The following is a 22900-nucleotide window of genomic DNA, read 5'->3' as shown; positions in this document are numbered from 1 at the left end:
AAGCTTTGATGCGCGAGCAAACAGGCTTAGTCATATCAATCAAGATCTCTTCGTTGCATCAAGAAAAGCGGTCAACTCTTTGGCTTGAGGACAGGTTCACAACATTCACTTTGTGAGAACCAGTTATTGCTTTTTTTATGATCTTGTAAATGTCAAGATCAAAGTTCAAATCTTTAGACTGGGCAAAGTCCTCCAACTCATCGTGATCATTGGCTGTGCCCAAGTAACACCATTTGTTGATTACAAGCATGCTGTGCCCGTCTTTGATTGCCACCGCCCCGGCAAATGACCAGACTGGTACCTTGTAAAGCTGAAGCGCTGTTCTCAACTTGAGGTTGTGTGCCGCCAAAGACACTTTGCCAATGCATGCGCCGTGGCATTGTTTGACTTGGTAGCCAAAGCAAGGCTTACCCTCGTCTACTTTTTCTAAGCCCAGCAAGGCCTCACACAATTGGTACTTCTTGGCGACTGCTGCTAAGTAGCCCATCGCTTCTTTTTTATTGTAAAAAAGACCAAACAGATTCTCTTGTACGCCAGGTTGCAAATGCTTGTGGGTAATGAGAGTGGGTCTGTCACAGCCTGATGTGTCTTGGCTCAATTGCCATGCGCACAAGTCCTTCGAACGACGAAGCTTGATGTTCATGCTCGGCATGCGCTCCTTGATGAGCTTGGCCTCCAAAACCAAAGCACTCAATTCACCGCTTGTTTCGATCCACTCGATGTGATGAACTTGTTGAGACAGCTTCATTTCTTTGCGCACGGTCAGCGCACTTTGAAAATGACTCATCACACGGGTGCGCATGGAAATACTTTTGCCAATGTACAAAGGCGCGTGGTGTTCGCCATTAAAAATATAGCAACCTGGCGTATCTGGAATTGCGTCAATGACAGATTGGCTGATGTTGGGTGGCAGGCTGACTTGGCCCACCAACTGGCGAACCGCCTCAAGCAAGCGCTCTTGGCCAAATGTCTTTTCACACACCCGCCAAAACTGGACCAGCAAATCGGCATCGCCTAGGGCTCTGTGCCGTGCAGTTACCTTGAGCCCGTGGACAGCGACGATGGTGTCCAAGTTGTGCCGGGCCTGTTGCGGGAACAGTAGCCGCGAGAGTTTGACGGTGCAGAGAACCTTCGGCCGAAAATCCATACCCAAGCGTTTGAAAGAGGCTTTGATAAAGCCAAAGTCAAAGCGTGCGTTGTGAGCAACAAAAATTTTTCCTTCAAGCTCATTCTTTATTTGTAGTGCGAGTTCATCAAATGGAGGGCGGCCAGCCACCATATCAGGCGTGATTCCAGTCAATCTCTGAATGTTTTGAGGAATGAAGGTTTGTGGATCCACCAAGCATTCCCAAGCACTTTCTTGTCCCTGGGCCAGTGTCTTAATTCCGATTTCGGTGATCCGGTCACGATCGGCATTGCCGCCCGTGGTTTCGATGTCGACAAAGGCAAGGAAAGGGAATTCGGTTTCTTTGAGTTTCATTGAAAAGTTAGGGTTCTAGGACTTTTCTTCATCCTACATAAACAACCCAAGAGCCGTGATCAGCAGGCCTTCGTAGCACAAATACTTTTGGGATCAGCACCAATCGTGTCATGCTCGTCGGTTTTTCAGCAGGTGGACTGGCAAGTCTTCTTGCTGCGGACACACCTGATGTCGTGGGATTTGTTGGATTGGATGCTTATGACCACTTGCTGCTAAACCAGTCTGAACGTCTAGGAGTCGTTGCAGCTGGGCGTCTTGCCACAGAGGCGTTGCTCTTGAGAGCGCCTGCATCAAGTTGTGAGCTCTCATAAAATTGCTTTTGATCGATTCTTGTGAATCGACACTGTCTGCGTGTTGGTTGAATAAAAAAAGCCTAACAATTTTTGGCGCTCAGCACTTTGCAACATTAACGAAAAATCAGTGGGTTACTTACAAACCATATGACACGCAGAAATTCACCCAACTCAATCAAAGGGCTAGATGATCTGAGTTCGCTTGCCAGCATAGTGGTTGACAAACGCTTGGGTCAACGATCGATGGCTAAAAAAAATCGACGTAACCGGCACTACGAAAAACAGTTTATTCGTCATGCGCTAAGTCAAAGGTCTAGCGAGGAGTCAACTGACTCAGGTACAAGGTTTGGACATCACGAGACTAATGACGAGGGTGCGGATTGAAGGGAAGATGGACTCATCCCGCGACTCCAAGACACTGCATAAAAAATGACATTATCAAAAGCCCGCTCTGGCGTTGTTTACTGGTTCAGAAACGACCTGCGCTTGCACGACAACTCCGCCTTGCATCAAGCCATTGAGCTGGCTGAGAAGCAACAAACTTGGTTGCTGCCGGTGTATGTGCACGACACCGCATTGCAGCTGACCAGCCCTTGGGGCTTTGTGCGCACCAGCGCTCACCGCTTGGCGTGGACCGCTATGGCGGTGCAAGATGTATCGCAGCAATTGGTTGAGCTGGGCAGCCAGCTGTTGCAAATCACCGGTGATCCCAGTGAAGTGTTGGCTGAGCTGATGGAGCACTTCAGCGCCAGCACCTTGGTTTGCGAAGACATTGCTGCTCCCTATGAAGAGGCCAACATTCAGGCCATGCAACAACGTGGAATCGACGTCCAAACCGTTTGGCAGTCGACGCTCATGGCGCCCGACCAATTGCCGTTTGAGCCGCACGATGTGCCCGACGAGTTTTCTAGTTTCCGACGTGCGGTCGAGCGCCAAACGTTTGCGCCTGCCCAACCCGTGGCCACGGTGACGACAATGCCTGCATTGCCGAATCAGGCCGCTTTGGGTTCAGTGCACGAGTTGCAACATGCCCTTGGACACACGACAGACCCATGCGTGATCTTAGACGACCCACGTTCGGCGTTTCCTTGGTCACAGCCCGAGTTTCACGGCGGTGAACGTGCAGCCCTCGCGCATTTAGTCAAGTACTGCAGCCGTGACTTACCCCACACCTACAAGGCTACACGCAACGGGTTGGTGGGTGCCAATTACTCGACCAAGTGGTCCCCTTGGTTGGCTACCGGCGCATTGTCTGCACGTCAGGCCTGGACTGCCATCCGCAGCTTCGAGGCGAAATACGGGGCAACCGACAGCACTTATTGGATAGGCTTCGAATTGCTGTGGCGCGACCACTTCCGTTGGCTCCACCTCAAGTACGGTGAGCGCATGTATTGGAAGCGCGGTCTGTCCGACGCGCCGTTGCCCACACTCACCCACAACACACGTGGCTTTGAGCACTGGCGCACAGGCCGCACTGGCAAAGCATTCATTGATGCGGGCATGCGCGAACTCAACGCCACGGGCTATTCATCCAACCGCATGCGACAAAACCTAGCAAGCTTTTTGATCCACGATTTGCGCTGCGACTGGCGTGCCGGTGCTGCTTGGTTTGAATCGCAACTGATTGACTTTGACGTGTACAACAACCAAGGCAACTGGCTCTACCTGAGCGGTCGCGGTACGGACCCCAGAGGGTCTAGGCGCTTCAACCCCGACAAGCAGGCTCAAGACTACGACGGCGACGGCGCTTACCGCAGACTTTGGAATTGAGACCTCTTTTAAATTTTGCAATTAAGTTCTGACGATTTCGACTTGGTCTTTTTTGATTGCATGCTGAAGACTTTCTGAACCCATGGATGAGCCACGAGGCAAGTCACATATTCACTAAAAAAGTTGCCTCTATACAAATGAATATCAATGCTGATTACAGTGAAAGAGTCGTGACCAATCATCATGACTTACCGTGGATCCCTAGCCCCGATTCAGGCGTGGAAAGGCGTATGTTGGAGCGCCAAGGCGATGAAGTGGCGAAAGCTACTTCAATCGTTCGCTACAAGCCAGGTTCTAAGTTTCAAGCCCATCACCATGAGCTTGGGGAAGAGATTTTTGTTTTGGATGGGACATTCAGTGATGAGACTGGTAACTATCCTGCTGGAACTTACATCATGAATCCCCCAGGTTCTTCACACGCACCATTTAGTGAATCTGGCTGCACCTTGTTTGTAAAACTGCGCCATCTGGGTCCTCACCAAGTGGTGCGAGAAGTCATTGACACGACATCAGCTCCTTGGTTGCAAGGTATGGTGACGGGTTTGAATGTCATGCCTCTGATGCAGCAGGGGAGTGGTTCTACTCTGGTTAGATGGGCACCACAAACTTTTTTCAATCCGCATAGGCACTATGGCGGTGAGGAAATCTTTGTCGTGGATGGCGTGTTTGAAGATGAACATGGACGTTATCCAACTGGGTCGTGGATAAGAAGTCCGCACATGAGCTTGCATCAACCTTTTAGCAAAGAGGGCTGCACCATTTTTGTTAAAACCGGACATCTGCTTGACTAGCTGAGTAATGGCATTCCATTTCTAAGTAGTGCTCTGCTTTAGCGTCGTAACTTAATTTGAAAAACTTCTAAAAATTTGGTGAAGATTCTGCGGTGCTGTTTCAGGCTTAACCATGAAAAGTGTTTTAGGGTTGTGGTAAAACCCTTTTTGTTTTTAGTTGTCCTCAAGAATTTCTTGCCTACACCCATCACAAAAAATTGGAGAGTATCTATGAATCACGACACATCACTTCCCCGTCGACACTTGCTGGGTGCCAGTCTTGGTACTCTTGCGGCGGCAGGCCTCGCAACATTCACGCGCGGCGCTTCCGCTCAGACAGCCCCTCTTGCAGCACCCAGACCGCTTCCGACTTACGTGAACTGGAAGGATCCTGCTAGCCTCATCGTCCACAGCAGCAGCACCCTTGAGACCAAACGTAGCGCCTTTGGTACCAGCGTGATAACTCCAGCCGAGCAGCTTTACATTCGCAATAACCTGCCAGCGCCTGACTCCTCTATCCTTGCTAGTCGTGACTCGTGGGAAGTCAACATTGAAGGTGTAAAAAACCCACGCAAGCTCACCGTAGGTCAGCTCAAGTCTATGGGTCTGGAAACAGTTGCGATGGTGCTTCAGTGTTCGGGTAATGGCCGAGGCTTTTTCCCAAGCAAGCCCAGCGGTACTCCTTGGACTGTGGGTGCAGCCGGTTGCGTTGTTTGGAGTGGTGTGCCCGTGCGGGCTGTGGTCGAAGCACTTGGCGGTCTCGATGGTGCGAAACCTTTCATGACTGGAACCGGTGGTGAAAAGCTACCGGAGGGTATCGACCCTAAAAGCGTCATCGTTGAGCGCTCGGTTCCTGTGGCTGCGATGGCCGATGCTTTATTGGCATGGGAAATGAACGGTACTCCTATTTCTCTGGCGCACGGCGGGCCTCTTCGCCTGATCGTGCCGGGTTACACCGGCGTCAACAACATCAAGTACATCAAGCAACTTGCTTTTACTGCAGCGGAAAGCGATGCGCGGATCATGTCGCATGGCTACCGAATCACGCCCCCAGGCGCCAAATCCGACCCTACTCAACCATCTGTGCTGGAGATGAGCGTTAAGTCTTGGATCAACTCACCCAACGGCGAAGGAAATGCCCCTTCAGCTGGTTTGATGCAAATCCAAGGCGTTGCCTTTGGTGGAATGAATGCCGTTAAAAAAGTCGAGGTATCGATCGATGGCGGCAAAAGCTGGAGAGAGGCACGCCTCGTTGGGCCAGACATGGGCAAATACGCATGGAGACAATTTGTATTGTCGGCAAGACTACCTGCTGGCAACTACACGCTTGCAAGTCGTGCCACAGATGCCGCTGGTAATGTACAACCCGAAACACGAGGCGAAAACGTCAGTGGTTACAACAACAGCAGTTGGATGGACCATTCAGTGAAAGTCACGGTGGCATGAGCTTAAGGTTGTTCTGGCGCGTGGCGCTTAAGTTAACGCTTTACCCCATCCTTGGCGCAGCATGCTTTGCCCACGCTCAGTCCAATGACCCCGCCTACATAGCGGGGAAGTCGCTTTTTCTTAAGGCGGTGCCTGCCTGCTCCATTTGCCACACGCTCAATGATGCGCAGTCAGAAGGCGCTGTGGGGCCCGTCCTAGACGAAATCAAGCCCAACGCGCAGCGCGTGGCTAAAGCGGTGCGCAACGGCCTTGGCAACATGCCATCCTATGGGGCTAAGCTCTCTGACAGTCAAATAGAGGCCTTGGCTCGCTATGTCTCTAAAGCCAGCGGAGGCTCACCTTAATTGCTTGAGTACTAGCTGTTCAACCGTATTTTGCTGGGATGATTGGTCAATTTAGTTGCTGAAAGAATCATTATGGTTTATGCCTTACTCAAGCTAGCTCACGTCTTGGCCACTATTGTGTGGATTGGTGGCATGGTGTTCGCTCACTTTTTCTTACGTCCGGCCGTGATGAGCTTAGAGGTGCCCGAACGGGTTCGGCTGATGCATGAGGTTTTGCGAAGGTTCTTTAATGCGGTGTCAGTCGCTGTGCTGGTGTCATTGGTGACAGGGCTGTGGATGATTGGCCGTGTCGCCAAGCAGTTGGTTCAAAGCGGCTCTAGCTTTTCTATGCCCTTGAGCTGGACCTTAATGGCTGCTTTAGGCATATTGATGATGTTGATTTTTGCGCACATCCGCTTTGCGTTATTCAAACGCTTGAGTGTGGCTGCAGAGTCTATGGACTGGGAGGCTGGAGCTGTTGCTTTGGCCTCGATACGCAAATGGGTAGCAGTGAACTTGGGTCTGGGTGTGCTGATTGTGGCGCTGGTTACTTTGTTAGGCTGATGAAAGGGGAGGGTGGAGCTTCCCTCTTTGTACGACATCATTTAGGCGTGGATTGCTTGGGAGATGTGTTTAATTCTTTATTCAATCTGCCCTGACTAAAAAGTTGATTTATCACCTGCCGAAGCCAAATATGTGCTGAATCTTTTTGAAATCTCTGGTGCCAGAAAAGATGTACATCGATGATGGGTGATTTCATTGGTGTTGAGACATAACGCACTTCACCATGTTGAACAAAGAAATCAGCGAGATCTTTAGGGACGGTTGCGATCAAGTTAGACGTTTCGATGATTGGCAATAAGCTCATGAAGTGAGAGAGCTCCACAACAACGCGTCTTTTGATGTTTTTGCTTTGCAAAAATTGTTCGAACACATGCTCTCTGCCATCTGGCTTGACAACTGCATGTGAAGCTTTTGCGAACTGTTCCAATGTTAGTTTTTCTCTGATATCTGGATGCTTTTTTCGAACCAAACAAACGTGCGAGCTGCTAATTAGCTTTTGTTGAAAGAATCCAGCCTTGTGTAAATCTGGAAAGTAACCAATTGCCATCTCTGCACTGCCGGCCTCTAGCGAGTTAGCAGCGGCCTCCCTCGGCATGGCAAGGGTCTTGAGGCTAATGTGAGGAGATTTTTCTGCCAGCGTCGAAAGCAATCGAGGCAAAAAATTTACCTCAGCAATGTCTGGTGTAACCAAGGTGAATGTGCGATCGCTGCGGAATGGATCAAAGCTCTTGGGTTGCAAGATGTCGGTTTGGATGGTTTGGACAACCATTCGAATGCTTGGGCTCAAAGCTTGTGCTTTGGGCGTGGGTGCCATGCCAGCACCAGTGCGAACAAATAATGGGTCGTCAAAGAGTGTCCTGAGTCTTGAAATGGCGGCACTCATCGCGGGCTGACTCAGCTTAATCGCTTCGGCTGCCTTGGTGACATTCTGGTGTTTGAGCATTGCGTCAAACACGACCAACAGATTCAAGTCCAGAGATCTAATATCCATACGGTGGATATTATGTATCTAAAAAATTATCTAGACGAATGTTTGCGTGATCCATAGACTCGCTGACACAAAACAAATCAAGTGTCTCAGAGCTTGATAAGTACAACGGAGACGAAGTCATGCAACAGATGTATTGCGGCCAGAGCACGGTGATGCCTTGTTGCTGTGGTGTTGACGTTCATGCGCACGTCATTCCAGTAGAGTTTCCTAAATACCTAGGGGGTGCGACACCCCCTGGATGGCCTTCGATGGCTCCGGCAGATGCTTGCCATCGTCACGTCATGATTGATGGGAAGAACTACAGAACAGTTTCTGATAAGTGTTGGAGCACGTCGCGTCGTTTGGCAGATTTTCAAGAAATGGGCTTGCAACTGCAGGCGATTTCGCCCATGCCTGAGTTGCTGTCTTATTGGCTTTCTCCCGCCGATGGTTCCCAGTTGGTTAGATTCTTGAATGAACAAATTGCTTCCATGGTCAATGAGTCCGGAGGCAAGATCGTGGGCCTTGGCGCCGTTCCATTACAAGATTTGACGCTTGCCATCAAAGAATTGCACTACATCAAGCACACCTTAGGTCTTTGCGGTGTGGAAGTAGGAAGCAACATCAATGGCGTGGTGATTGGAGACCCCAAGCTTGATCCATTTTTTGAAGCTTGCGTTGCTCTGGATATGCCGGTGTTTGTGCATGCCTTGAGGCCCGTTGGTATGGATCGATTGGTGGGGCCTGCACCCTTGCAACAGGTATTGGCGTATCCCACCGATGTGGGTTTGGCGGCGGCATCTGTCTTGACTGGCAACTTGATGCATCGTTATCCTAAGTTGCGAATTGCATTCAGTCATGGTGGCGGGACTTTGGCCATGCTATTGCCTCGGTTGCAACAAGCCATGTCCGTTTTTCCTGCCCTGCGGGAGAGTGTGCATTTATCGCCAGTAGATCAAGTCAAGGCGTTGTATTTCGACACCTTGGTTTTTGATTTGCAGACCCTGCGCCATCTGGTTCACACATTTGGCTCGTCGCAGTTGATGATCGGGACCGATTATCCGTTTAACTTTCATGACAAACACCCTGTTGAGCGAATCAAAGAAGCTGGATTTGACGCGCAGGTCATCGAGCAATTGACTTCTACAAATGCCAAAAGATTTCTTGGTATTGAATCAATTAATTTGGAGTAACGCATGACGCATTCATCTTCTCTTGTCAGCGCTTTGCGCAGCGTTTCGCTCACCGTTCCTGATTTGGTGGCTGCTGAACATTTCTACACATCGATTTGGCATTTGGATGTGGTGGCCAAGAGCGAGCAGGCCATTTATTTCCGCGGTACAGGGGCCGATCATCACTTGCTTGAACTGCATCAAGCGGATGGGCCGGCGAAGATTCGATGCGTCACTTTGCGTGCCCGGGATCTGTCTGCTTTGGAAAAAGTTGCAAAAGCAGCGGTTGCTGCTGGAGGCAAAGTACTCAAGCCCATTGCAGAAGTCACTGAGCCTGGGGGAGGGCAATCCGTGACGGTGATCGATCCCGACGGTCGCGTGTTTCAACTGGTCTACGGGGATGCCATGCATGCAGATGCCCATGAGGTGCAGGACCGGCCCATTCGATTGGCCCATGCTGTGCTGAATAGCCATGATGTTGAATCCACCCGTGCTTTCATGGAGTCAGTGCTTGATTTTTCATTGTCTGACCGGACACGCATCATGGCCTTTATGCGTTGTAACAGTGATCATCACAGCATTGCGCTTGGTGATTCAGACAACGATGCACTTAACCACATTGCATTTTTGATGCCTGATGTGGATTCGGTCATGCGAGGCGGGGGGCGTATGCGTGATGCGGGCTACGGTATTGAGTGGGGACCCGGTCGTCATGGCCCAGGCGACAACGCTTTCAACTATTTTGTTGGCCCCTTTGATGTCGTCATTGAGTACACCGCCGAGGTTCAGCAGATCGATGACAGCTACAAATCAGGTCAGCCCACTGATTGGACTTGGCCCCCTGGTCGCGTTGATCAATGGGGCATTTCTGCGCCACCGAGTCCTCGACTCAAAGATGCGCAAAAAGCAGTTGTTTTTGTTTCTTAAAAATATTTCCTATAGGATTCAGTATGAAATTCACAACATTTCACAAAGAAGGAAAAGATCGACTGGGATTGGTCGATGGCGCTCACGTGATCGACTTCAACAAAGCACAGCCTCAAGTCGATGCAGATCTTCGTTTGGCATTGAAGTCAGGTGTGGATTTGGCAGCTGCTGCAAAAAATGCGCTGAGTTCAAATGCTGAACGTTTACCTATGGCGAGCTTGCATATCTCAGCCCTCATTCCAGAACCTGGAAAAATCATTTGTCTTGGCTTAAATTATTTTGATCACGCGAAAGAGGGGGGGCGTGATAAACCTGAATATCCATGGTTTTTTCTGCGCTCTGCCACGTCCTTGCTTGCACCTAATGAAGATGCCATTCTTCCGATAGTCTCAGAGCGTTTGGATTACGAAGCCGAGTTAGCTGTTGTGATTGGTAAGACCGTCAAGCATGCAACGATTGAAAACGCTTTGGACTGTGTGTTTGGCTACAGTTGCTTTAACGATATTTCAGTCCGCGACTATCAAAAGAAAACGCCACAGTGGACGATTGGTAAAAACTTTGATAAGACCGGTGGTTTCGGCCCTGTGCTGGTCACTGCCGATGAGTTGCCCGCGGGTGCAGAGGGCTTAAGTATTCAAACTCGTCTCAATGGTCAGGTGATGCAGAGCGCAAACACGCGCGACATGATTTGGGGTGTCGCTGAAACAATCAAGTTGTTGACTGAATGTGTCACGCTTGAACCTGGTGACGTGATCGTCATGGGAACGCCAGCAGGTGTTGGTCAGGCGCGAACGCCTCCAGTTTGGATGAGGCACGATGACACGATCGAAATTGAAATCGAAAACATTGGTCTACTTCGTAACAAGATCAAGGCTGAGGTCATCTGATCATGGGTTCAGAGATCAGTCCAGAACTGTTCGACGTTGCCATTGTTGGATTTGGTCCAACTGGCGCTATCGCCGCAGGCTTGCTGGGTAAGCAAGGCATTCGAACCTTTGTGTGCGACAAGTCGCATGAGGTCTATGACAAACCCCGTGCGATTGCCTTAGACCACGAGATTTCCCGTGTGTTTCAGCAAATGGGGGTGGCTAAAAAAATAAAGCCCTTCCTTGAACCCTTTACCGACTCGGTTTATTACGGGGTGGACGGGCAGGTGATTAAACGCATGTCTACGGTGGCCGCTCCGTACCCGCTTTCACATACACCATCCGTGGTGTTCACCCAGCCGCCAGTCGAGGCGATTTTGCGCAACTACGTGGGCTCTCATCCTTCAGTTACCCGCCAACTGGGTATGACGGTTACCGACTTGACGCAAGACGCGGACCTGGCTACCTTGACCCTTCATAACGAACAAGGGCAACCCTCCCAGGTGAAGGCGCGTTACGTGATCGGGTGTGACGGGGCCAGCAGCGCAGTTCGGTCTTTGGCGGGTATTCAGCTTGAAGACTTAGGGTTTGATGAGCCCTGGCTTGTGGTGGATGTGCGTGTGAACGAACACGGACTGGCCAAATTGCCGACCACGAGCGTGCAGTATTGCAACCCTGAGCGGCCTTCGACGTATGTGATTGGCCCTGGAAACCACAGGCGCTGGGAGATCTCGATCAATGAAGGTGAAGATCCCAAAGTGCTGGCCACGCCAGAAGGTACGTGGAAGCTCTTAGCGCCTTGGTTGACACCCGCGGATGGCGAACTTTGGCGTCAAGCCACTTACCGCTTTCATGCCTTGGTCGCTGATCGTTGGCGCAAAGGGCGCGTTTTTGTTGCTGGTGATGCTGCGCATCAGCAACCACCGTTTCTCGGGCAAGGTATGTGTCAAGGCGTGCGTGATGCCGTCAACCTGTGCTGGCGTTTGACGTCGGTGTTGCAAGAGGGGGCGGCAGATACTCTGCTTGACTCATACGGCACAGAACGCAAAGCCCATGTGACAGAGTTGACCACACGCATCAAGGGCATCGGCAAGATCATCACCGAACGCGATGTGGCGAAAGCCCGTGCGCGCGATGAAAAACTTTTGGCCGATGCTGGAGGCGTGGTTAAACCCATGCCACGCCAAGATGTTCAGCCCGCTTTGACTGTTGGCTCGTTGGGTTCGGTGGTCCATCCAGCGAGAGGCACGATCTTTCCGCAACCGTTGCTGATGCTCAGTAATGGAGAGAAGGTGCGCATGGATGACATCCACCATGCGGGCTGGAAGATCGTGTTCAGCGCTACTGCAAGCGATGAATTCGCACAAGCTGCAAAACACCATCATTTGCCATCTCTGCTGTCCTTGAAACTGGGGACAGTCTCCTTAACGGAGGCCGAAGGCGTCTTGCAGCTGTGGTTTGAAAAGCATGGCGTCCAGGCAGCCATTGTTCGTCCAGATCATTACATCTATGGTGTTTGTCTAACACCACAAGATGTTTCGCATCAACTCGATTCGTTGAAATTGGTTTAAAGCAAGTCATCACTCATCACTGGAGATATTCATGGAACGTAGACAATTTATGGAAATGGTTGCAATCGGTGGTATTTCTGTTGGCACCCCTGCATGGGCGCAGAACAGCGCATGGCCCGATAAAGCTATCAAGTTTATTTTGTCGCAGCCCGCCGGTTCTGGTCCTGACAATGTGGCGCGCTTGCTAGGCGAGCGATTAGGCACTGCATTGGGGCAGCCCGTGGTAATTGACAACAAGCCAGGCGGTCAAAACGTGATTGGGGCCCAAGCTGCAGCCCGATCAGCGCCTGACGGCTACACGTTTTATTTTGCAACAACTGCCGCCCTGATCACCAACACCTTGCTCTTCAAGCAGTTGGCCTACGATGTGCAAAAAGACTTTGTGCCTGTTGCTTTCATTGCACGCAGCCCGTTTGCCATTTTGGTGGATGCCAATTCACCCATTCAAAGCATCGACGATTTAATTGCGAAATCCAAAGCGTCCAACGGTCAGTTTTCGATCGGTAACGAAGGCCCGCGGACCTTCAGCGGCATGATCGCGCGCTTATTTAACGCTCGGTCCAAAGCAGCCGCCAATCTGGTTCCCTATGCCAACGTGGGCGTGGGCTCACAGAACTTGATGGGAGGCCATGTGGATGCCCTGGTGGCTGATTTGGCCTCCACCGCGCAGTTGGCTAAACAGGGCAAGCTGCGCGTCATCGCCACAACAGCAGCCAAGCGTGTGCCTGGGTGGGAAAATGTTCCCGCACTCTCTGAAAAACTCGGCAGCTTTGACATGGTTGGCTGGTTTGCAATTGTGGCGCCCAGGGGAACGCCAGCGCAGGCCATCACCAAGCTCAATCGTGAGGTAAATGTGTTGTTGGCAGATAAAGAGCTCTCTGGGCGTATTGCCAACATCGGGCCGTTGACGGATGCCACGATGTCTGAAGAGGATGTGCGCAAGTTCTTATTAGCCGAGCTCGCACGCTGGACTGAGGTGACCAAAGAAATTGGTGTGTTACCCGAATAGCGAATGATGAGATGCAGCTATGGTTGACCTAGTTATGTTGAGCATGTGGCAAAGTTACGAATCAATTTGTGATTAAGATTGTTGTATAAATTTGAATCATTGATGCGTTATTTGCATCAATAGTCCAAGCCTAAATCCAAGGGATTACTCTTATGAAAATTGATTTTGATGGCGTACAAGCTTTCGTCACAGTTGCAGAGCTTGGTGGCTTTCACAAAGCGGCTGAACGCTTGAATATCAGCCAAACGGCTTTGACGCGCCGAGTACAAAAACTAGAGGCTTATTTGGATTTAAAGCTGTTAGATCGCACGACTCGTTTTGTCAAACTCACTTCTGTCGGCGAAGATTTTTTACCGCAGGCGCGATCAATCGTGCATGACATGTCGGCGGCTGTGACTCGGCTGAAAGATAAATCCAAGTATTCCACTGGCAACTTCACACTCTCTTGTGTGCCCACGATGGCGGCTTACATTCTGCCCAACCTCATCAGGTTGTACGCAGAAAAATTTCCCAACAACAGAATTCGCCTGGTGGACGCTACGTCTTACCAAGTGCGGGAGGCGGTGCTTTCCAACCAAGCAGAAGTTGGTATTTCAATTCATGGTGAAAAACATCCCAATCTAGTGGAAACGCAGTTGTTTGAAGATCCGTTGATGTTTTTTTGTCGTAAAAACCATCCGCTGAGTAAGAAAAAATCTGTGCGTTGGTCCGACATGAGCGATGCCAATTTGATTGTGGTGAGTAACTTTGTGGCAACCCGTGTTTTCATGGATTATCAGTTGGCTAAGCGTGGAATCAGTCTGACAGGAGCCTACGAAGTTCAGCACCATGCAACGGCCATCAATTTGGTGGCGGCAGGGGTGGGATGTTCCATCTTGCCGTCCTCGTCTTGTGGCGAAAACGATCGCCCCGGTGTGATTCGTATACCTTTGATAGAACCCATCGTTAAGCGCAAAGTTGTTTTGATCCAAAGAAAAGGAGCGACCTTGTCGCCTGCAGCAGCAGCTTTTTGCGATGTCTTAAAGAAGGTGACAGTCGAATCTCTCAGCAAGAAAAAGCGGCTCATCATTTGATGCGTTAATCGCATCAATAAACCCGTAATTTGCATTTTACAAACTAGCTGATCAGACGGAACATACCTCCATTCGTTAATGAACAGGAGATACAAATGTCGGATAAAAGTTTGAAAAGAAATTTTAAATGTGATAAGCGCATGGTTTTGCGTGCGCTTTCTGTGCCGTTGTTCATGATGGGTTCTTGGCTGATCCACGCAGATGCCTTGGCTCAAAGTTTCCCTACTAAGACGATCACGATTGTGGTGCCCACGGCTGCGGGTGGTGCCAACGATGCGATGGCTCGCATCATTGCGCAAGGTTTGCAAGTGCGACTGGGTCAACCAGTTGTGGTGGATAACAAAGCAGGTGCCAATGGCGCGATTGCTTCTGAATTTGTCGCACGAGCGCCTGCAGATGGACATACGATTTTATTTGGTTATATCGCTACACATGGCATGAACCCAGCCCTGCAAAAACTCAAATACGACCCAATAGCTGACTTTGAACCAATTGGCTTGGTCGCGAGTTCTCCAATCTTGATGGTTGCAAACAATGCATTGCCCGTCAAGAATGCGACCGAGTTTGTGGCCTTATCAAAGTCAAAGCCAGGTGTCATGAATTACGCATCTGCTGGCAAAGGAACCGCTCCCCATTTCGCGGCCGAGTTATTCAAAATGAGTACAGGTTCAGATATGGAGCACGTGCCTTACAAAGGGTCTGCACCTGCGATTGTTGACACGATCGGCGGGACGACCCAAGTCATGTTTCCCAGTTTGTTTACCGCATATCCACAAGTTAAAGGCGGGAAAATTAAAGCCTTGGGTTTGGCAGGTGCAAAGCGTTCACCTTTGTTGCCCGATGTGCCCACATTAGCTGAGCAGGGCATTCCCAATGTGGACATAGGTCAGTGGTATGCCTTGTTTGCACCCGCTAAAACACCATCAGCGGTGATTCAGCGCTTGAATAAAGAAGTGAATATTGTGCTCAATGACAAAGCCAATGAGAAAAAAATTGAAGATCAGGGCGCAGAGGTTGAAACGGGAACACCTGAGCAACTCAAGACACTGGTTCAAAAAGAGTTGGTGCGTTGGCGCTCTGTTGTTGCCACGGCCAAGATCAGTGCAGATTAAGGCACTATGACTATTTCACTCCCCTGCGTTTTGATGAGAGCTGGCACTTCGCGTGGCCCATTTTTTCTGCGTGATTGGTTGCCCGAGTCGGATGAGGCGCGCGATCAAGCTTTGATTGGTGCCATCGGGGCATCCGACCCATTGCAGCTGGATGGTCTGGGTGGCGGCAGCACGCTCAACAGCAAAGTGGCCATCGTGTCCAAGTCAACACAAGCTGATTGCGACATCGATTACTTATTTGCGCAAGTGGGCGTGGGCCATCAATCCGTGGACACGCGGCCCAATTGTGGAAACATGTTGTCTGGTGTTGCGCCATTTGCAATTGATCAGGGACTGATTCCTGCGCAAGACGGAACCACCAAAGTGCGTGTTTTCAATGTGAACACCAAGTCCCGTATTGAGGTCACAGTTTGCACGCCTGATGGCAAAGTGAGCTACGAGGGTGACGCGCGTATTGATGGCGTGGCTGGCACAGCGGCTCCAGTGCTATTGAATTTTCTGGATGCTTGGGGTGCAGTAACTGGTAAGGTTTTTCCAACCGGCAATCGCATTGATGTGATCGATGGCATGGAGCTGACATGCATTGATGCCGCAATGCCGTTGATGATGCTGCGTGCCAAAGACTTTGGTTTGACCGGTCGTGAACGTCCCGCAGAGTTAGATGCCAACCGCGATTTTTTGGATCGCCTCGAAAAATTAAGGTTGCAAGCCGGTCAGTTGATGGGCTTAGGAGACGTATCAAACAGTGTGATTCCCAAGCCTGTTTTGGTCAGTGAGGGAGACACTTTCAACAGCATCACCTCACGTTACTTCACGCCGCACAAGTGTCACGCCTCTCATGCTGTGACGGGGGCCATTGGCGTAGCAACCGCTTTTTCTCTGCCGGGTACGGTGGCCAGCGGAAACGCGATGGCACCAGGTCGACATGGCTTGGTAGTGTTGCATCCCGCCGGGCAGATTGATGTTGAGGTTGAGCTTGAAGGTGAGGGTGATGAGGCTGTACTCACCAGTGCAGCGTTGGTTCGCACTGCCAGAAAAATTATGCAGGGCATTTTGCATTTGCCTGATTACGTTTTCCCACCCGTGCTGAAAGATGCGGGGGCTTCCAGCCTACCTTCTGGCCATGGATTTCGCACTTATCCACAGCGTGAGGTGCGGATCATCGTGCCGACGAGTACTGGCGGCGGCAACGACACCATGGCGCGCACGATCACACGCAAGCTAGGCCCGATTCTTGGGCAATCGGTGGTGGTGGATAACCGAGCGGGTGCCAATGGATCTGTGGCTTGCGAGTATGTGGCCGCATCGCAGGCCGATGGTCACACCTTGATGTTTGGCTATATTGCAACACACGGAATTAATCCCGCTTTACAGAAACTGCGCTATGACCCCATGGCCGATTTCTCGCCTGTGGGTTTGATTGGCTTCTCGCCCACGCTCTTGGTGGTACCTTCAGAGCTTCCTGTCAATAGCATCCAAGACTTGGTTCGTTATTTGAAAGAGAGTGCGGGTCGTGCTAGCTACGCTTCAGCGGGTGTTGGCACCGTGCCGCATTTTGCGGGTGAGCTGTTTAAGCTACAAACCGGTACACAAATGCAACGCGTCGATTTCTCTGGCGCTTCCCCCGCCATTGGAGAAGTAGCCAACGGCTTGGTTCAAGTGATGTTCCCAAGTTTGTTCACGGCGCAACCTTATTTGAGGAGCGGGAAACTCAAGGCATTGGCGGTGGCGGGTAAAGCGCGATTGAATGCTTTGCCAAACGTTCCAACCCTACTTGAGGCCGGCGTGCCTAGTGTTGAATTGACGCAGTGGTATGCCTTGTTTGCACCAGCCAAAACACCAGCGTCTGTGGTGAAACATCTGAATTCTGCGCTCAATCATGTTTTGAACGACTCTGACATCGTGGCAAGAATGCAAGCCGATGGCGCAAACGTGCAAACCTCATCGCCCGGCGAGCTACATGATTTGCTGATGAATGAGAGTGAGAAATGGCAACGTGTTGTGATTCAGGCGGGGTTACGTCCCGATTTGATTGCAGACTAGGACTTGGCGCTTTCTGAACACTTCACAATTCAAGTAAGCGGTTAGCCACAATTTAGTGCTCATAAAAACAGAATTGCTATTACACGTTTTATTACACGCCCCAAAATAACCGCGTAACCTATTGATTTATATAGGTAAATCTGGATGTATCTACGTTGCAAGTCCGTTTAGCCCAGCAAGGGACTTTTTTGTTTCCTGTTACTCATGGTCTTGTGCTTTACCTGTCCTACATGTTGAGCAAGGCTTCAGGTTATAGAAACGAACATGCCTCGTATCCGAGGTTTTTGTGGTCGAATCAAGGCTAAATCTTGATTAAAAGGGCGTGATACGTGCAAGAGCTTGAATTCAGCGAGTCAGCTGGTGGCAATGCTTTCCTTTTTTGGTGACGTTAGAAAGTTACCATGAACAAGTTGAGTAGCAGTTTTTTACCAACCATTCCAAGGAGACAATCATGAAAAAATCAAACAGTATCTTTAATTTTAAAGTTTCAGCGCTCATCGGCGCGATCGCCTTGAGTGCGTCTTTTTCCGCTCAAGCGCAAGCTTGGCCAAATAAACAAATTACATTTGTGGTGCCATTTACAGCAGGCAGTGCCACCGACATCATGGCGCGTGTCATCGGTGAAAAGTTAGGCCCCCGTCTTGGTCAAACTGTGGTGGTCGAAAACCGCGTGGGTGCAGGTGGCACCATTGGCACTTCCGCGGTTGCCAAGTCGACACCAGACGGTTATACGTTTGTGGTGGTTTCAACGGGTCACGTGGTCAATCCGGTTTTGTACAGCAAACTCAACTACCAATTGAAAGACTTGGCAGGTGTCAGTCCGCTGGGTACCTTGCCCAGTGCGTTGGTGGCAGCGCCAGGCTTGGGCGTGAAGACTGTTAAAGAGTTGGTCGAAAAAGTAAGAGCAGCGCCAAATGGATTGAACTACGCCAGTGCAGGTGTAGGCAGTGCAGCCCATGTCAATGCTGAAAAATTTGTTGTGGGTTTGAAACTCAAAGGCAACCATGTACCTTATAAAGGTACGCCTCAGATGTTGGTTGACATTGCGGGAAACAACGTCGATTACGTGTTTGCACCACTTATTTCTAGCGTTACCATGATCCGTGAAGGCAAGGTGGTGCCATTGGCTGTAAGCTCGGAAAAACGTGCTGTGGCTTTTCCCAATATTCCCACCATGGCAGAAGAGGGCTACCCACAAGGTCAATTCAATTTCTGGATTGGCATGTTGGCCGCAGCACAAACACCCAAAGCAATCTTGGACAAAATGAACGATGAAATCAATGCCATTGTGGACTTGCCTGATGTGCGTGAGCGATTTGAGAAACTGGGTGCCTTGCCTTTCAAAATGAATCCCGCAGCGTTTGATAAATTCATCCAAGAAGAAGCAGCAACACTTGGCGAAGTCATGAAGTCGAGTGGGGCTAAATTGGACTGAGCTATGAACCCTTCATCCAATTCGGCCCTTAGACTTGCTTATATTTCTGGTGGCTTTCCAGTCTGGGCTTTGTTTGTTGCTGAAAGCCAAGGCTTTTTTGAAGCGCAGGGTGTGCAATGCAGCATCACGCACACAGGCGCTTCAACAGCACAAATGCAAGGCTTGCGCGAGGGACGATTTGATGTTGGGTTACAACTGCCTGATCATGTGGTTCGTGCAGGCTTGAATGGCACTAGCCTTTGTGTGCTGGCTGCTCAGTCGCACCCCCCAGATGTGGCGCTTGTGGCTTCGCCTGCCATTCAAAACATTGAACAACTCAAAGGCCATCGAATAGCCGTTGATGGTGCCCGAAGTGGTTATGCCTTGCTGCTTGTTCAGTTGTTGTCCTCTTTGGGATGGACATCCATCGATTACCAATTGGTGGAAGTCGGTGACAGTCAGCAACGCGTTCAAGCATTGCGCAGCGGTGAACTGATGGCAAGTTTCATCAATCCGCCATTGGATAAAGCCTTGGTCAATGATGGCTTTGTCCGTTTGACGACCACTCGCCAAGCCTTTCCTAGTTACCCCGGCCCCGTGGTTGCTGCCCGAAGCGAATGGGCTGAAGCGCATCCTCTATTGGCGAAGGGATTTCAAAGCGCTTGGGCTGACGCATGGCGTTGGCTGTTGGACACTCGCAATCAAGCACAAGCCATCGAGATTGCGCTCAAACATTTAGGTGCTGAGGCCCCTGCTGCTCTCAACGCATTGCAAAACTTGCAACGTCAAGGCATGCCTCAAATTTCTGAAGAAGGCATGTCTCAGGTCATTGACTTGGTTTGGCGCAATGAATCAGTCGGCCAAAACCCAATGCCTCAACCAGGCAGCTATTTTTGGCCTACGCGCATCGCCTAATCCTCTTTGCACAGCGAGGCAGGGCTGAGCCAGCGGCCAAGTTGGCGGCACATGGCAAACTTTGGCGACGGGTCAAAGGTGCGTTGTGCATGGCGTGTCTGCTGGTAATGTTGGAAGTTTAAGCAGCGGGTGGTTCAAAAGGCATGGCCAGCAAGATTCGCGCTTCTTGTTGGCTGTGGTTGATGATTTGGCGTTTTTCGCCAGGGGCATAGCGGCAAGAGTCGAAGGTGCGCAGCACCTCACGCGATTCAATGCCGTCAAGTTCGCTCACCAAGGTGAGCTCGCCTTGCAATACCACATAGTGTTTTTCGATGGGCGAGCCGTCGAGTGCGGTGTGGCCGCCGGGTTTCAAAATCAACATGCCCATCCACAGTTGAACCGCAGGCCCCGCCTCGCGCCCTTGAAGGCGCAAGCATTGCATGTCATTGTGGTTGGGCGCCACATATTCAGGCGCTTGGTCTAAACGGGTGATATGCATGAAGGGCTTTCAGGGTTAGGGGTTGAACACCATGCGGCGGCTGGCACCGCCGATGACCTCTTGGTACACGGCCAATACATGGTCGAGCGAAAACACGGCATCTGGGCTCACGGCAAAAGGGTGCAGGGTACTCGCTTCAAAACCCGCACGCATCGCTTCCATGCGTTCGTTGGTGTCGATGCAGTTCAGCGCCAAGGTGTCGATGCCCACATAGGTGTGCATGCCACGGAAGAAGGTGAAGATGTCAAAGGGCACAGGGCGCTCGAGGGTGGAGATGAGAATCTGCGTCGCGCCTTTGGCCATGGCTTGATTGGCGGCCTCAAAGTAAGGGCTGCCCACGGTGTTGAAGATGATGTGTGCGCCTTTGCCGTCACTGAGTTCCCGAATACGTGCTGCCACATCTTCGGTTTTGGCGTCTATGACGTGCACACCTTGCGAGGGGCCCTCCCACGCACCGCTGCCGCGTTGCACCGCGATCACGTTTGCGCCCGCTTGTACAGCGAATTGCACCGCAGCCTGACCTACTTTGCCATTGGCTCCCATCACGGCCACAGTTTGGCCGCGTTGTGGCATGCCACTGCGACGAAAACCTTCATATGCGGTGATGAAGGGCACACCCACCGAGCCCGCTTCTTCAAAGCTCAGATTCTTTGGTTTTTCGCGCAAGGCGGCTTCTGGCAAGACCAGCCAACCTGCATGCGAGCCATCGCGGGTGATGCCCACATCGCCGCCCGAGCCCCACACTTCTTTGCCTACCCAAGCGCTGGGGCCCTCTACCACTACGCCTGCAAAGTCACGGCCTGGGGTACGTGGAAACACCGCTTGCGGCATCATGCCTAAAGCGGCTTTCACGTCGCTGGGGTTCACGCCTGCGCTGCGCACGCGGATCAAGGCTTCACCCGCATGCAAGGCAGGCGGCGATTGTTTTTCGACGGAGGGCGCCAGTTCTTTTGGCGAGGCGGCTTTGGCATTCACGCGCACGGCGCGCAAATCATCTTGGTGAATCGACATGCGTTGTTTTTCCTTTGTATCTCAAGCGCGGCTGGGTAAGTTGAGCATGGCGCGGGCTTCGCGCGGATTGGCCAGCTCGCCGCCTAGGTCGTGAATCAGGCGTTTGGCTTTGGTGACCAATTCGGCATTGCTTTTGGCCAACACGCCTTTTTCTAAATAGATGTTGTCTTCCATGCCCACGCGCACGTGGCCGCCTGCCAGCCAGGCTTGTGCCACGATGGGGAATTCAAAGCGGCCAATGCCAAAGGCCGACCAAATAGCGCCTGCAGGCAAGAGGCTGCGTGCGTACAACAGGGTTTCGGGAGAGGATGAAAAACCATACTTCACGCCCGTCACAAAGGTCCACATGCCAGGGCCATCCAGCGTGCCATCGGCAATCAGGTCACGCGCCAAATGCATGTCACCTGAGTCAAAAATTTCAAGCTCAGGCTTGACACCCGCTTCTCGCATGATCTTGGCCATGATGCGCACGTTGCGCGGTGTGTTGATGACCACGTCAGCACCTGAGTTCATGGTGTTGAGGTCGAGTGAGCACACATCGGGCTTGAGCACACGCACATGCTCGACGCGGAGTTCGGGTTGCACCAAGGTCGAGCCAGGCGCGGCTATGCGAGGGTCGTCCACGCTGGGAATAAAGCGCCCGCCTGGGCCGGTGGTGAGGTTGATGATCAGCTCTGGGTTGGCGCGACGCACTTGGTCAAACACCTCGCGGTAAAGCTCTAGTTCCATGGATGGCTTGCCTGTCTTGGGGTCGCGCACATGGATGTGCACCGCCGCTGCACCCGCTTCGGCGGCTGCCAAACACGCGTTGGCAATTTGCGTGGGGGTGACGGGCAGGTGCGGGGTTTGGTCTGGCGTAGTGATGTTGCCAGTGACCGCGCAGGTGAGAAAAGTTTTTTGGCTCATTCGTGTCATTCAATTCAAAGGTGTCGACCGCCGTCCACCACGATGCGTGTGCCGGTGACGTAGCGCATGGTGGTAGCACAGGCTTGCACCACGGCAGCCACGTCGTCGACCGTGCCAATGCGGCGCAGCGGAATGGTGTGGGCCATTTTGTCGTTGAAGTCCGCACCGCGACCTGGCACAAAGCTGGAGTCCACCAAGCCCGGCGACACGGAGATGACGCGCACGTGTGGCGCAAAAGCTTTGGCCAGTGCGTCGCCCACCACATCGATGCTGGCTTTGGCAGCCACATAGGCCAAGTTGCTGCCCGTGCCGGTGAAGCCGGCGATGGAGGAGATGTTGACGATCAAGCCATCTTCTGACTTTTGAAGCAAAGGCATGAAGGCACGAATGGTGGCGATCACACCGCGAAAGTTGACTTTCAAGATGTCGTCAATCAGGTCGTCTGTCAACGCGTTTAAGTCGTTGGCTGGCACAGCCTTGGTAAAGCCCGCGCTGTTGACGAGGATGTGCACCACGCCGCACTGCGCAGCCACTTGGTCGGCCACGGCTTGAAGTGAGGCGCTGTCGGTGACTTGTGCTTTGAACGTTAGGTGGCCTGCGCCAGGCAAGGCGGCGGCTTTGGCGGCTGCTGTGTCAGGGGCTTCGGAGTTGTAAATCAGCACACAGCGCGCGCCGAGTTGGGCCAAGCGCTTGGCGGATGCTAGGCCAATGGCGCCTGTGCCGCCGGTGATCACCGCAACGCGGCCTGTCAATGAATCTGTAGGGTGAAAACTGGAAGTCATGCGTG

At 51.6% G+C, this 22900-nt stretch carries 21 protein-coding genes and 1 pseudogene; 15 read left to right on the top strand and 7 right to left on the bottom strand.

What is annotated here, in order from left to right:
* Nucleotides 1-58: 58 nt before the first annotated feature.
* Nucleotides 59-802, bottom strand: a complete 744-nt coding sequence (locus V7Q41_RS11835; protein ID WP_333846082.1) for a hypothetical protein — start codon at nt 800-802, stop codon at nt 59-61.
* A 186-nt stretch (nt 803-988) separates the two neighbouring features.
* Nucleotides 989-1480: pseudogene (locus V7Q41_RS11830) on the bottom strand (3'-5' exonuclease); the annotation flags it as partial.
* Nucleotides 1481-2202: 722 nt separating this feature from the next.
* On the opposite strand from V7Q41_RS11830, the gene V7Q41_RS11825 reads away from it, so the two are divergent.
* The 5 genes from V7Q41_RS11825 to V7Q41_RS11805 all read left to right on the top strand — a co-directional run bounded on the left by V7Q41_RS11825 (nt 2203) and on the right by V7Q41_RS11805 (nt 6646).
* The gene (locus tag V7Q41_RS11825; RefSeq protein ID WP_333846066.1) at nt 2203-3543 is read left to right on the top strand and encodes a DASH family cryptochrome; all 1341 of its coding nucleotides are present in this window, start codon (nt 2203-2205) and stop codon (nt 3541-3543) included.
* 86 nt (nt 3544-3629) lie between these two features.
* A complete protein-coding gene (locus tag V7Q41_RS11820) occupies nt 3630-4334 on the top strand; it encodes a cupin domain-containing protein (RefSeq protein ID WP_442918860.1) in 705 nt (234 codons plus the stop codon).
* A 210-nt stretch (nt 4335-4544) separates the two neighbouring features.
* A complete protein-coding gene (gene sorT, locus V7Q41_RS11815) occupies nt 4545-5759 on the top strand; it encodes a SorT family sulfite dehydrogenase catalytic subunit (protein ID WP_333846065.1) in 1215 nt (404 codons plus the stop codon).
* On the top strand, nt 5756-6103 hold the full coding sequence (sorU, locus tag V7Q41_RS11810; protein WP_333846064.1) for a SorU family sulfite dehydrogenase c-type cytochrome subunit: 348 nt from the start codon (nt 5756-5758) through the stop codon (nt 6101-6103). Before sorT ends, sorU begins: the two co-directional genes overlap by 4 nt.
* A gap of 72 nt (nt 6104-6175) precedes the next feature.
* Nucleotides 6176-6646, top strand: coding sequence for a CopD family protein (locus V7Q41_RS11805; protein ID WP_333846063.1), 471 nt, complete (start codon nt 6176-6178; stop codon nt 6644-6646).
* Nucleotides 6647-6683: 37 nt separating this feature from the next.
* Here V7Q41_RS11805 and V7Q41_RS11800 read toward each other — a convergent pair whose 3' ends face one another.
* Entirely contained in the window at nt 6684-7637 is a 954-nt protein-coding gene (locus V7Q41_RS11800; RefSeq protein WP_333846062.1) for a LysR family transcriptional regulator, read from the bottom strand.
* 119 nt (nt 7638-7756) lie between these two features.
* Here V7Q41_RS11800 and V7Q41_RS11795 point away from each other — a divergent pair, with 119 nt between their 5' ends.
* The 10 genes from V7Q41_RS11795 (at nt 7757) to V7Q41_RS11750 (ending at nt 19718) form a co-directional block, all read left to right on the top strand.
* Nucleotides 7757-8809, top strand: a complete 1053-nt coding sequence (locus V7Q41_RS11795) for an amidohydrolase family protein (protein WP_333846061.1) — start codon at nt 7757-7759, stop codon at nt 8807-8809.
* Between the two features lie 3 nt (nt 8810-8812).
* The gene (locus V7Q41_RS11790; protein WP_333846060.1) at nt 8813-9715 is read left to right on the top strand and encodes a VOC family protein; all 903 of its coding nucleotides are present in this window, start codon (nt 8813-8815) and stop codon (nt 9713-9715) included.
* Between the two features lie 23 nt (nt 9716-9738).
* Nucleotides 9739-10602, top strand: coding sequence for a fumarylacetoacetate hydrolase family protein (locus V7Q41_RS11785; protein ID WP_333846059.1), 864 nt, complete (start codon nt 9739-9741; stop codon nt 10600-10602).
* 2 nt (nt 10603-10604) lie between these two features.
* Nucleotides 10605-12152 carry a bifunctional 3-(3-hydroxy-phenyl)propionate/3-hydroxycinnamic acid hydroxylase gene (locus V7Q41_RS11780; protein WP_333846058.1) on the top strand — a complete coding sequence of 516 codons (1548 nt, stop codon included), beginning with the start codon at nt 10605-10607 and terminating at the stop codon, nt 12150-12152.
* A gap of 31 nt (nt 12153-12183) precedes the next feature.
* A complete protein-coding gene (locus tag V7Q41_RS11775) occupies nt 12184-13161 on the top strand; it encodes a Bug family tripartite tricarboxylate transporter substrate binding protein (RefSeq protein ID WP_333846057.1) in 978 nt (325 codons plus the stop codon).
* A 152-nt stretch (nt 13162-13313) separates the two neighbouring features.
* Nucleotides 13314-14234, top strand: coding sequence for a LysR family transcriptional regulator (locus V7Q41_RS11770; RefSeq protein ID WP_333846056.1), 921 nt, complete (start codon nt 13314-13316; stop codon nt 14232-14234).
* Between the two features lie 140 nt (nt 14235-14374).
* Nucleotides 14375-15346, top strand: coding sequence for a Bug family tripartite tricarboxylate transporter substrate binding protein (locus tag V7Q41_RS11765; protein WP_442918859.1), 972 nt, complete (start codon nt 14375-14377; stop codon nt 15344-15346).
* A gap of 6 nt (nt 15347-15352) precedes the next feature.
* Complete coding sequence (locus tag V7Q41_RS11760) at nt 15353-17389, top strand: 4-oxalomesaconate tautomerase (protein WP_333846055.1); 2037 nt, start codon at nt 15353-15355, stop codon at nt 17387-17389.
* Nucleotides 17390-17840: 451 nt separating this feature from the next.
* Nucleotides 17841-18824: a Bug family tripartite tricarboxylate transporter substrate binding protein gene (locus tag V7Q41_RS11755; protein ID WP_333846053.1), complete on the top strand. Its 984-nt coding sequence runs from the start codon at nt 17841-17843 to the stop codon at nt 18822-18824.
* Between the two features lie 3 nt (nt 18825-18827).
* Entirely contained in the window at nt 18828-19718 is an 891-nt protein-coding gene (locus V7Q41_RS11750) for an ABC transporter substrate-binding protein (protein ID WP_333846052.1), read from the top strand.
* Nucleotides 19719-19836: 118 nt separating this feature from the next.
* Here the strand turns inward: V7Q41_RS11750 and V7Q41_RS11745 are convergent, their stop codons facing one another.
* From V7Q41_RS11745 to V7Q41_RS11730, 4 genes are read right to left on the bottom strand one after another with little or no spacing between them, the layout of a single operon-like run.
* The gene (locus V7Q41_RS11745) at nt 19837-20196 is read right to left on the bottom strand and encodes a cupin domain-containing protein (RefSeq protein WP_333846051.1); all 360 of its coding nucleotides are present in this window, start codon (nt 20194-20196) and stop codon (nt 19837-19839) included.
* Between the two features lie 15 nt (nt 20197-20211).
* Nucleotides 20212-21207, bottom strand: coding sequence for a quinone oxidoreductase family protein (locus V7Q41_RS11740; RefSeq protein WP_333846050.1), 996 nt, complete (start codon nt 21205-21207; stop codon nt 20212-20214).
* 21 nt (nt 21208-21228) lie between these two features.
* On the bottom strand, nt 21229-22113 hold the full coding sequence (locus tag V7Q41_RS11735) for a 3-keto-5-aminohexanoate cleavage protein (RefSeq protein WP_333846049.1): 885 nt from the start codon (nt 22111-22113) through the stop codon (nt 21229-21231).
* 14 nt (nt 22114-22127) lie between these two features.
* Nucleotides 22128-22895, bottom strand: a complete 768-nt coding sequence (locus V7Q41_RS11730; RefSeq protein WP_333846048.1) for an SDR family NAD(P)-dependent oxidoreductase — start codon at nt 22893-22895, stop codon at nt 22128-22130.
* Nucleotides 22896-22900: the final 5 nt, after the last annotated feature.

This window comes from Limnohabitans sp. (assembly GCF_036804465.1).
Classification (GTDB): Bacteria; Pseudomonadota; Gammaproteobacteria; order Burkholderiales; family Burkholderiaceae_C; genus Limnohabitans.
This window is presented reverse-complemented; position numbering and strand designations above follow the sequence as displayed.

Coding starts and splice junctions, on each gene's coding strand:
- V7Q41_RS11835 (WP_333846082.1), bottom strand. CDS start 802: ATGCGCACCCGTGTGATGAGTCATTTTCAAAGTGCGCTGACCGTGCGC.
- V7Q41_RS11825 (WP_333846066.1), top strand. CDS start 2,203: ATGACATTATCAAAAGCCCGCTCTGGCGTTGTTTACTGGTTCAGAAAC.
- V7Q41_RS11820 (WP_442918860.1), top strand. CDS start 3,630: ATGAGCCACGAGGCAAGTCACATATTCACTAAAAAAGTTGCCTCTATA.
- sorT (WP_333846065.1), top strand. CDS start 4,545: ATGAATCACGACACATCACTTCCCCGTCGACACTTGCTGGGTGCCAGT.
- sorU (WP_333846064.1), top strand. CDS start 5,756: ATGAGCTTAAGGTTGTTCTGGCGCGTGGCGCTTAAGTTAACGCTTTAC.
- V7Q41_RS11805 (WP_333846063.1), top strand. CDS start 6,176: ATGGTTTATGCCTTACTCAAGCTAGCTCACGTCTTGGCCACTATTGTG.
- V7Q41_RS11800 (WP_333846062.1), bottom strand. CDS start 7,637: ATGGATATTAGATCTCTGGACTTGAATCTGTTGGTCGTGTTTGACGCA.
- V7Q41_RS11795 (WP_333846061.1), top strand. CDS start 7,757: ATGCAACAGATGTATTGCGGCCAGAGCACGGTGATGCCTTGTTGCTGT.
- V7Q41_RS11790 (WP_333846060.1), top strand. CDS start 8,813: ATGACGCATTCATCTTCTCTTGTCAGCGCTTTGCGCAGCGTTTCGCTC.
- V7Q41_RS11785 (WP_333846059.1), top strand. CDS start 9,739: ATGAAATTCACAACATTTCACAAAGAAGGAAAAGATCGACTGGGATTG.
- V7Q41_RS11780 (WP_333846058.1), top strand. CDS start 10,605: ATGGGTTCAGAGATCAGTCCAGAACTGTTCGACGTTGCCATTGTTGGA.
- V7Q41_RS11775 (WP_333846057.1), top strand. CDS start 12,184: ATGGAACGTAGACAATTTATGGAAATGGTTGCAATCGGTGGTATTTCT.
- V7Q41_RS11770 (WP_333846056.1), top strand. CDS start 13,314: ATGAAAATTGATTTTGATGGCGTACAAGCTTTCGTCACAGTTGCAGAG.
- V7Q41_RS11765 (WP_442918859.1), top strand. CDS start 14,375: ATGGTTTTGCGTGCGCTTTCTGTGCCGTTGTTCATGATGGGTTCTTGG.
- V7Q41_RS11760 (WP_333846055.1), top strand. CDS start 15,353: ATGACTATTTCACTCCCCTGCGTTTTGATGAGAGCTGGCACTTCGCGT.
- V7Q41_RS11755 (WP_333846053.1), top strand. CDS start 17,841: ATGAAAAAATCAAACAGTATCTTTAATTTTAAAGTTTCAGCGCTCATC.
- V7Q41_RS11750 (WP_333846052.1), top strand. CDS start 18,828: ATGAACCCTTCATCCAATTCGGCCCTTAGACTTGCTTATATTTCTGGT.
- V7Q41_RS11745 (WP_333846051.1), bottom strand. CDS start 20,196: ATGCATATCACCCGTTTAGACCAAGCGCCTGAATATGTGGCGCCCAAC.
- V7Q41_RS11740 (WP_333846050.1), bottom strand. CDS start 21,207: ATGTCGATTCACCAAGATGATTTGCGCGCCGTGCGCGTGAATGCCAAA.
- V7Q41_RS11735 (WP_333846049.1), bottom strand. CDS start 22,113: ATGAGCCAAAAAACTTTTCTCACCTGCGCGGTCACTGGCAACATCACT.
- V7Q41_RS11730 (WP_333846048.1), bottom strand. CDS start 22,895: ATGACTTCCAGTTTTCACCCTACAGATTCATTGACAGGCCGCGTTGCG.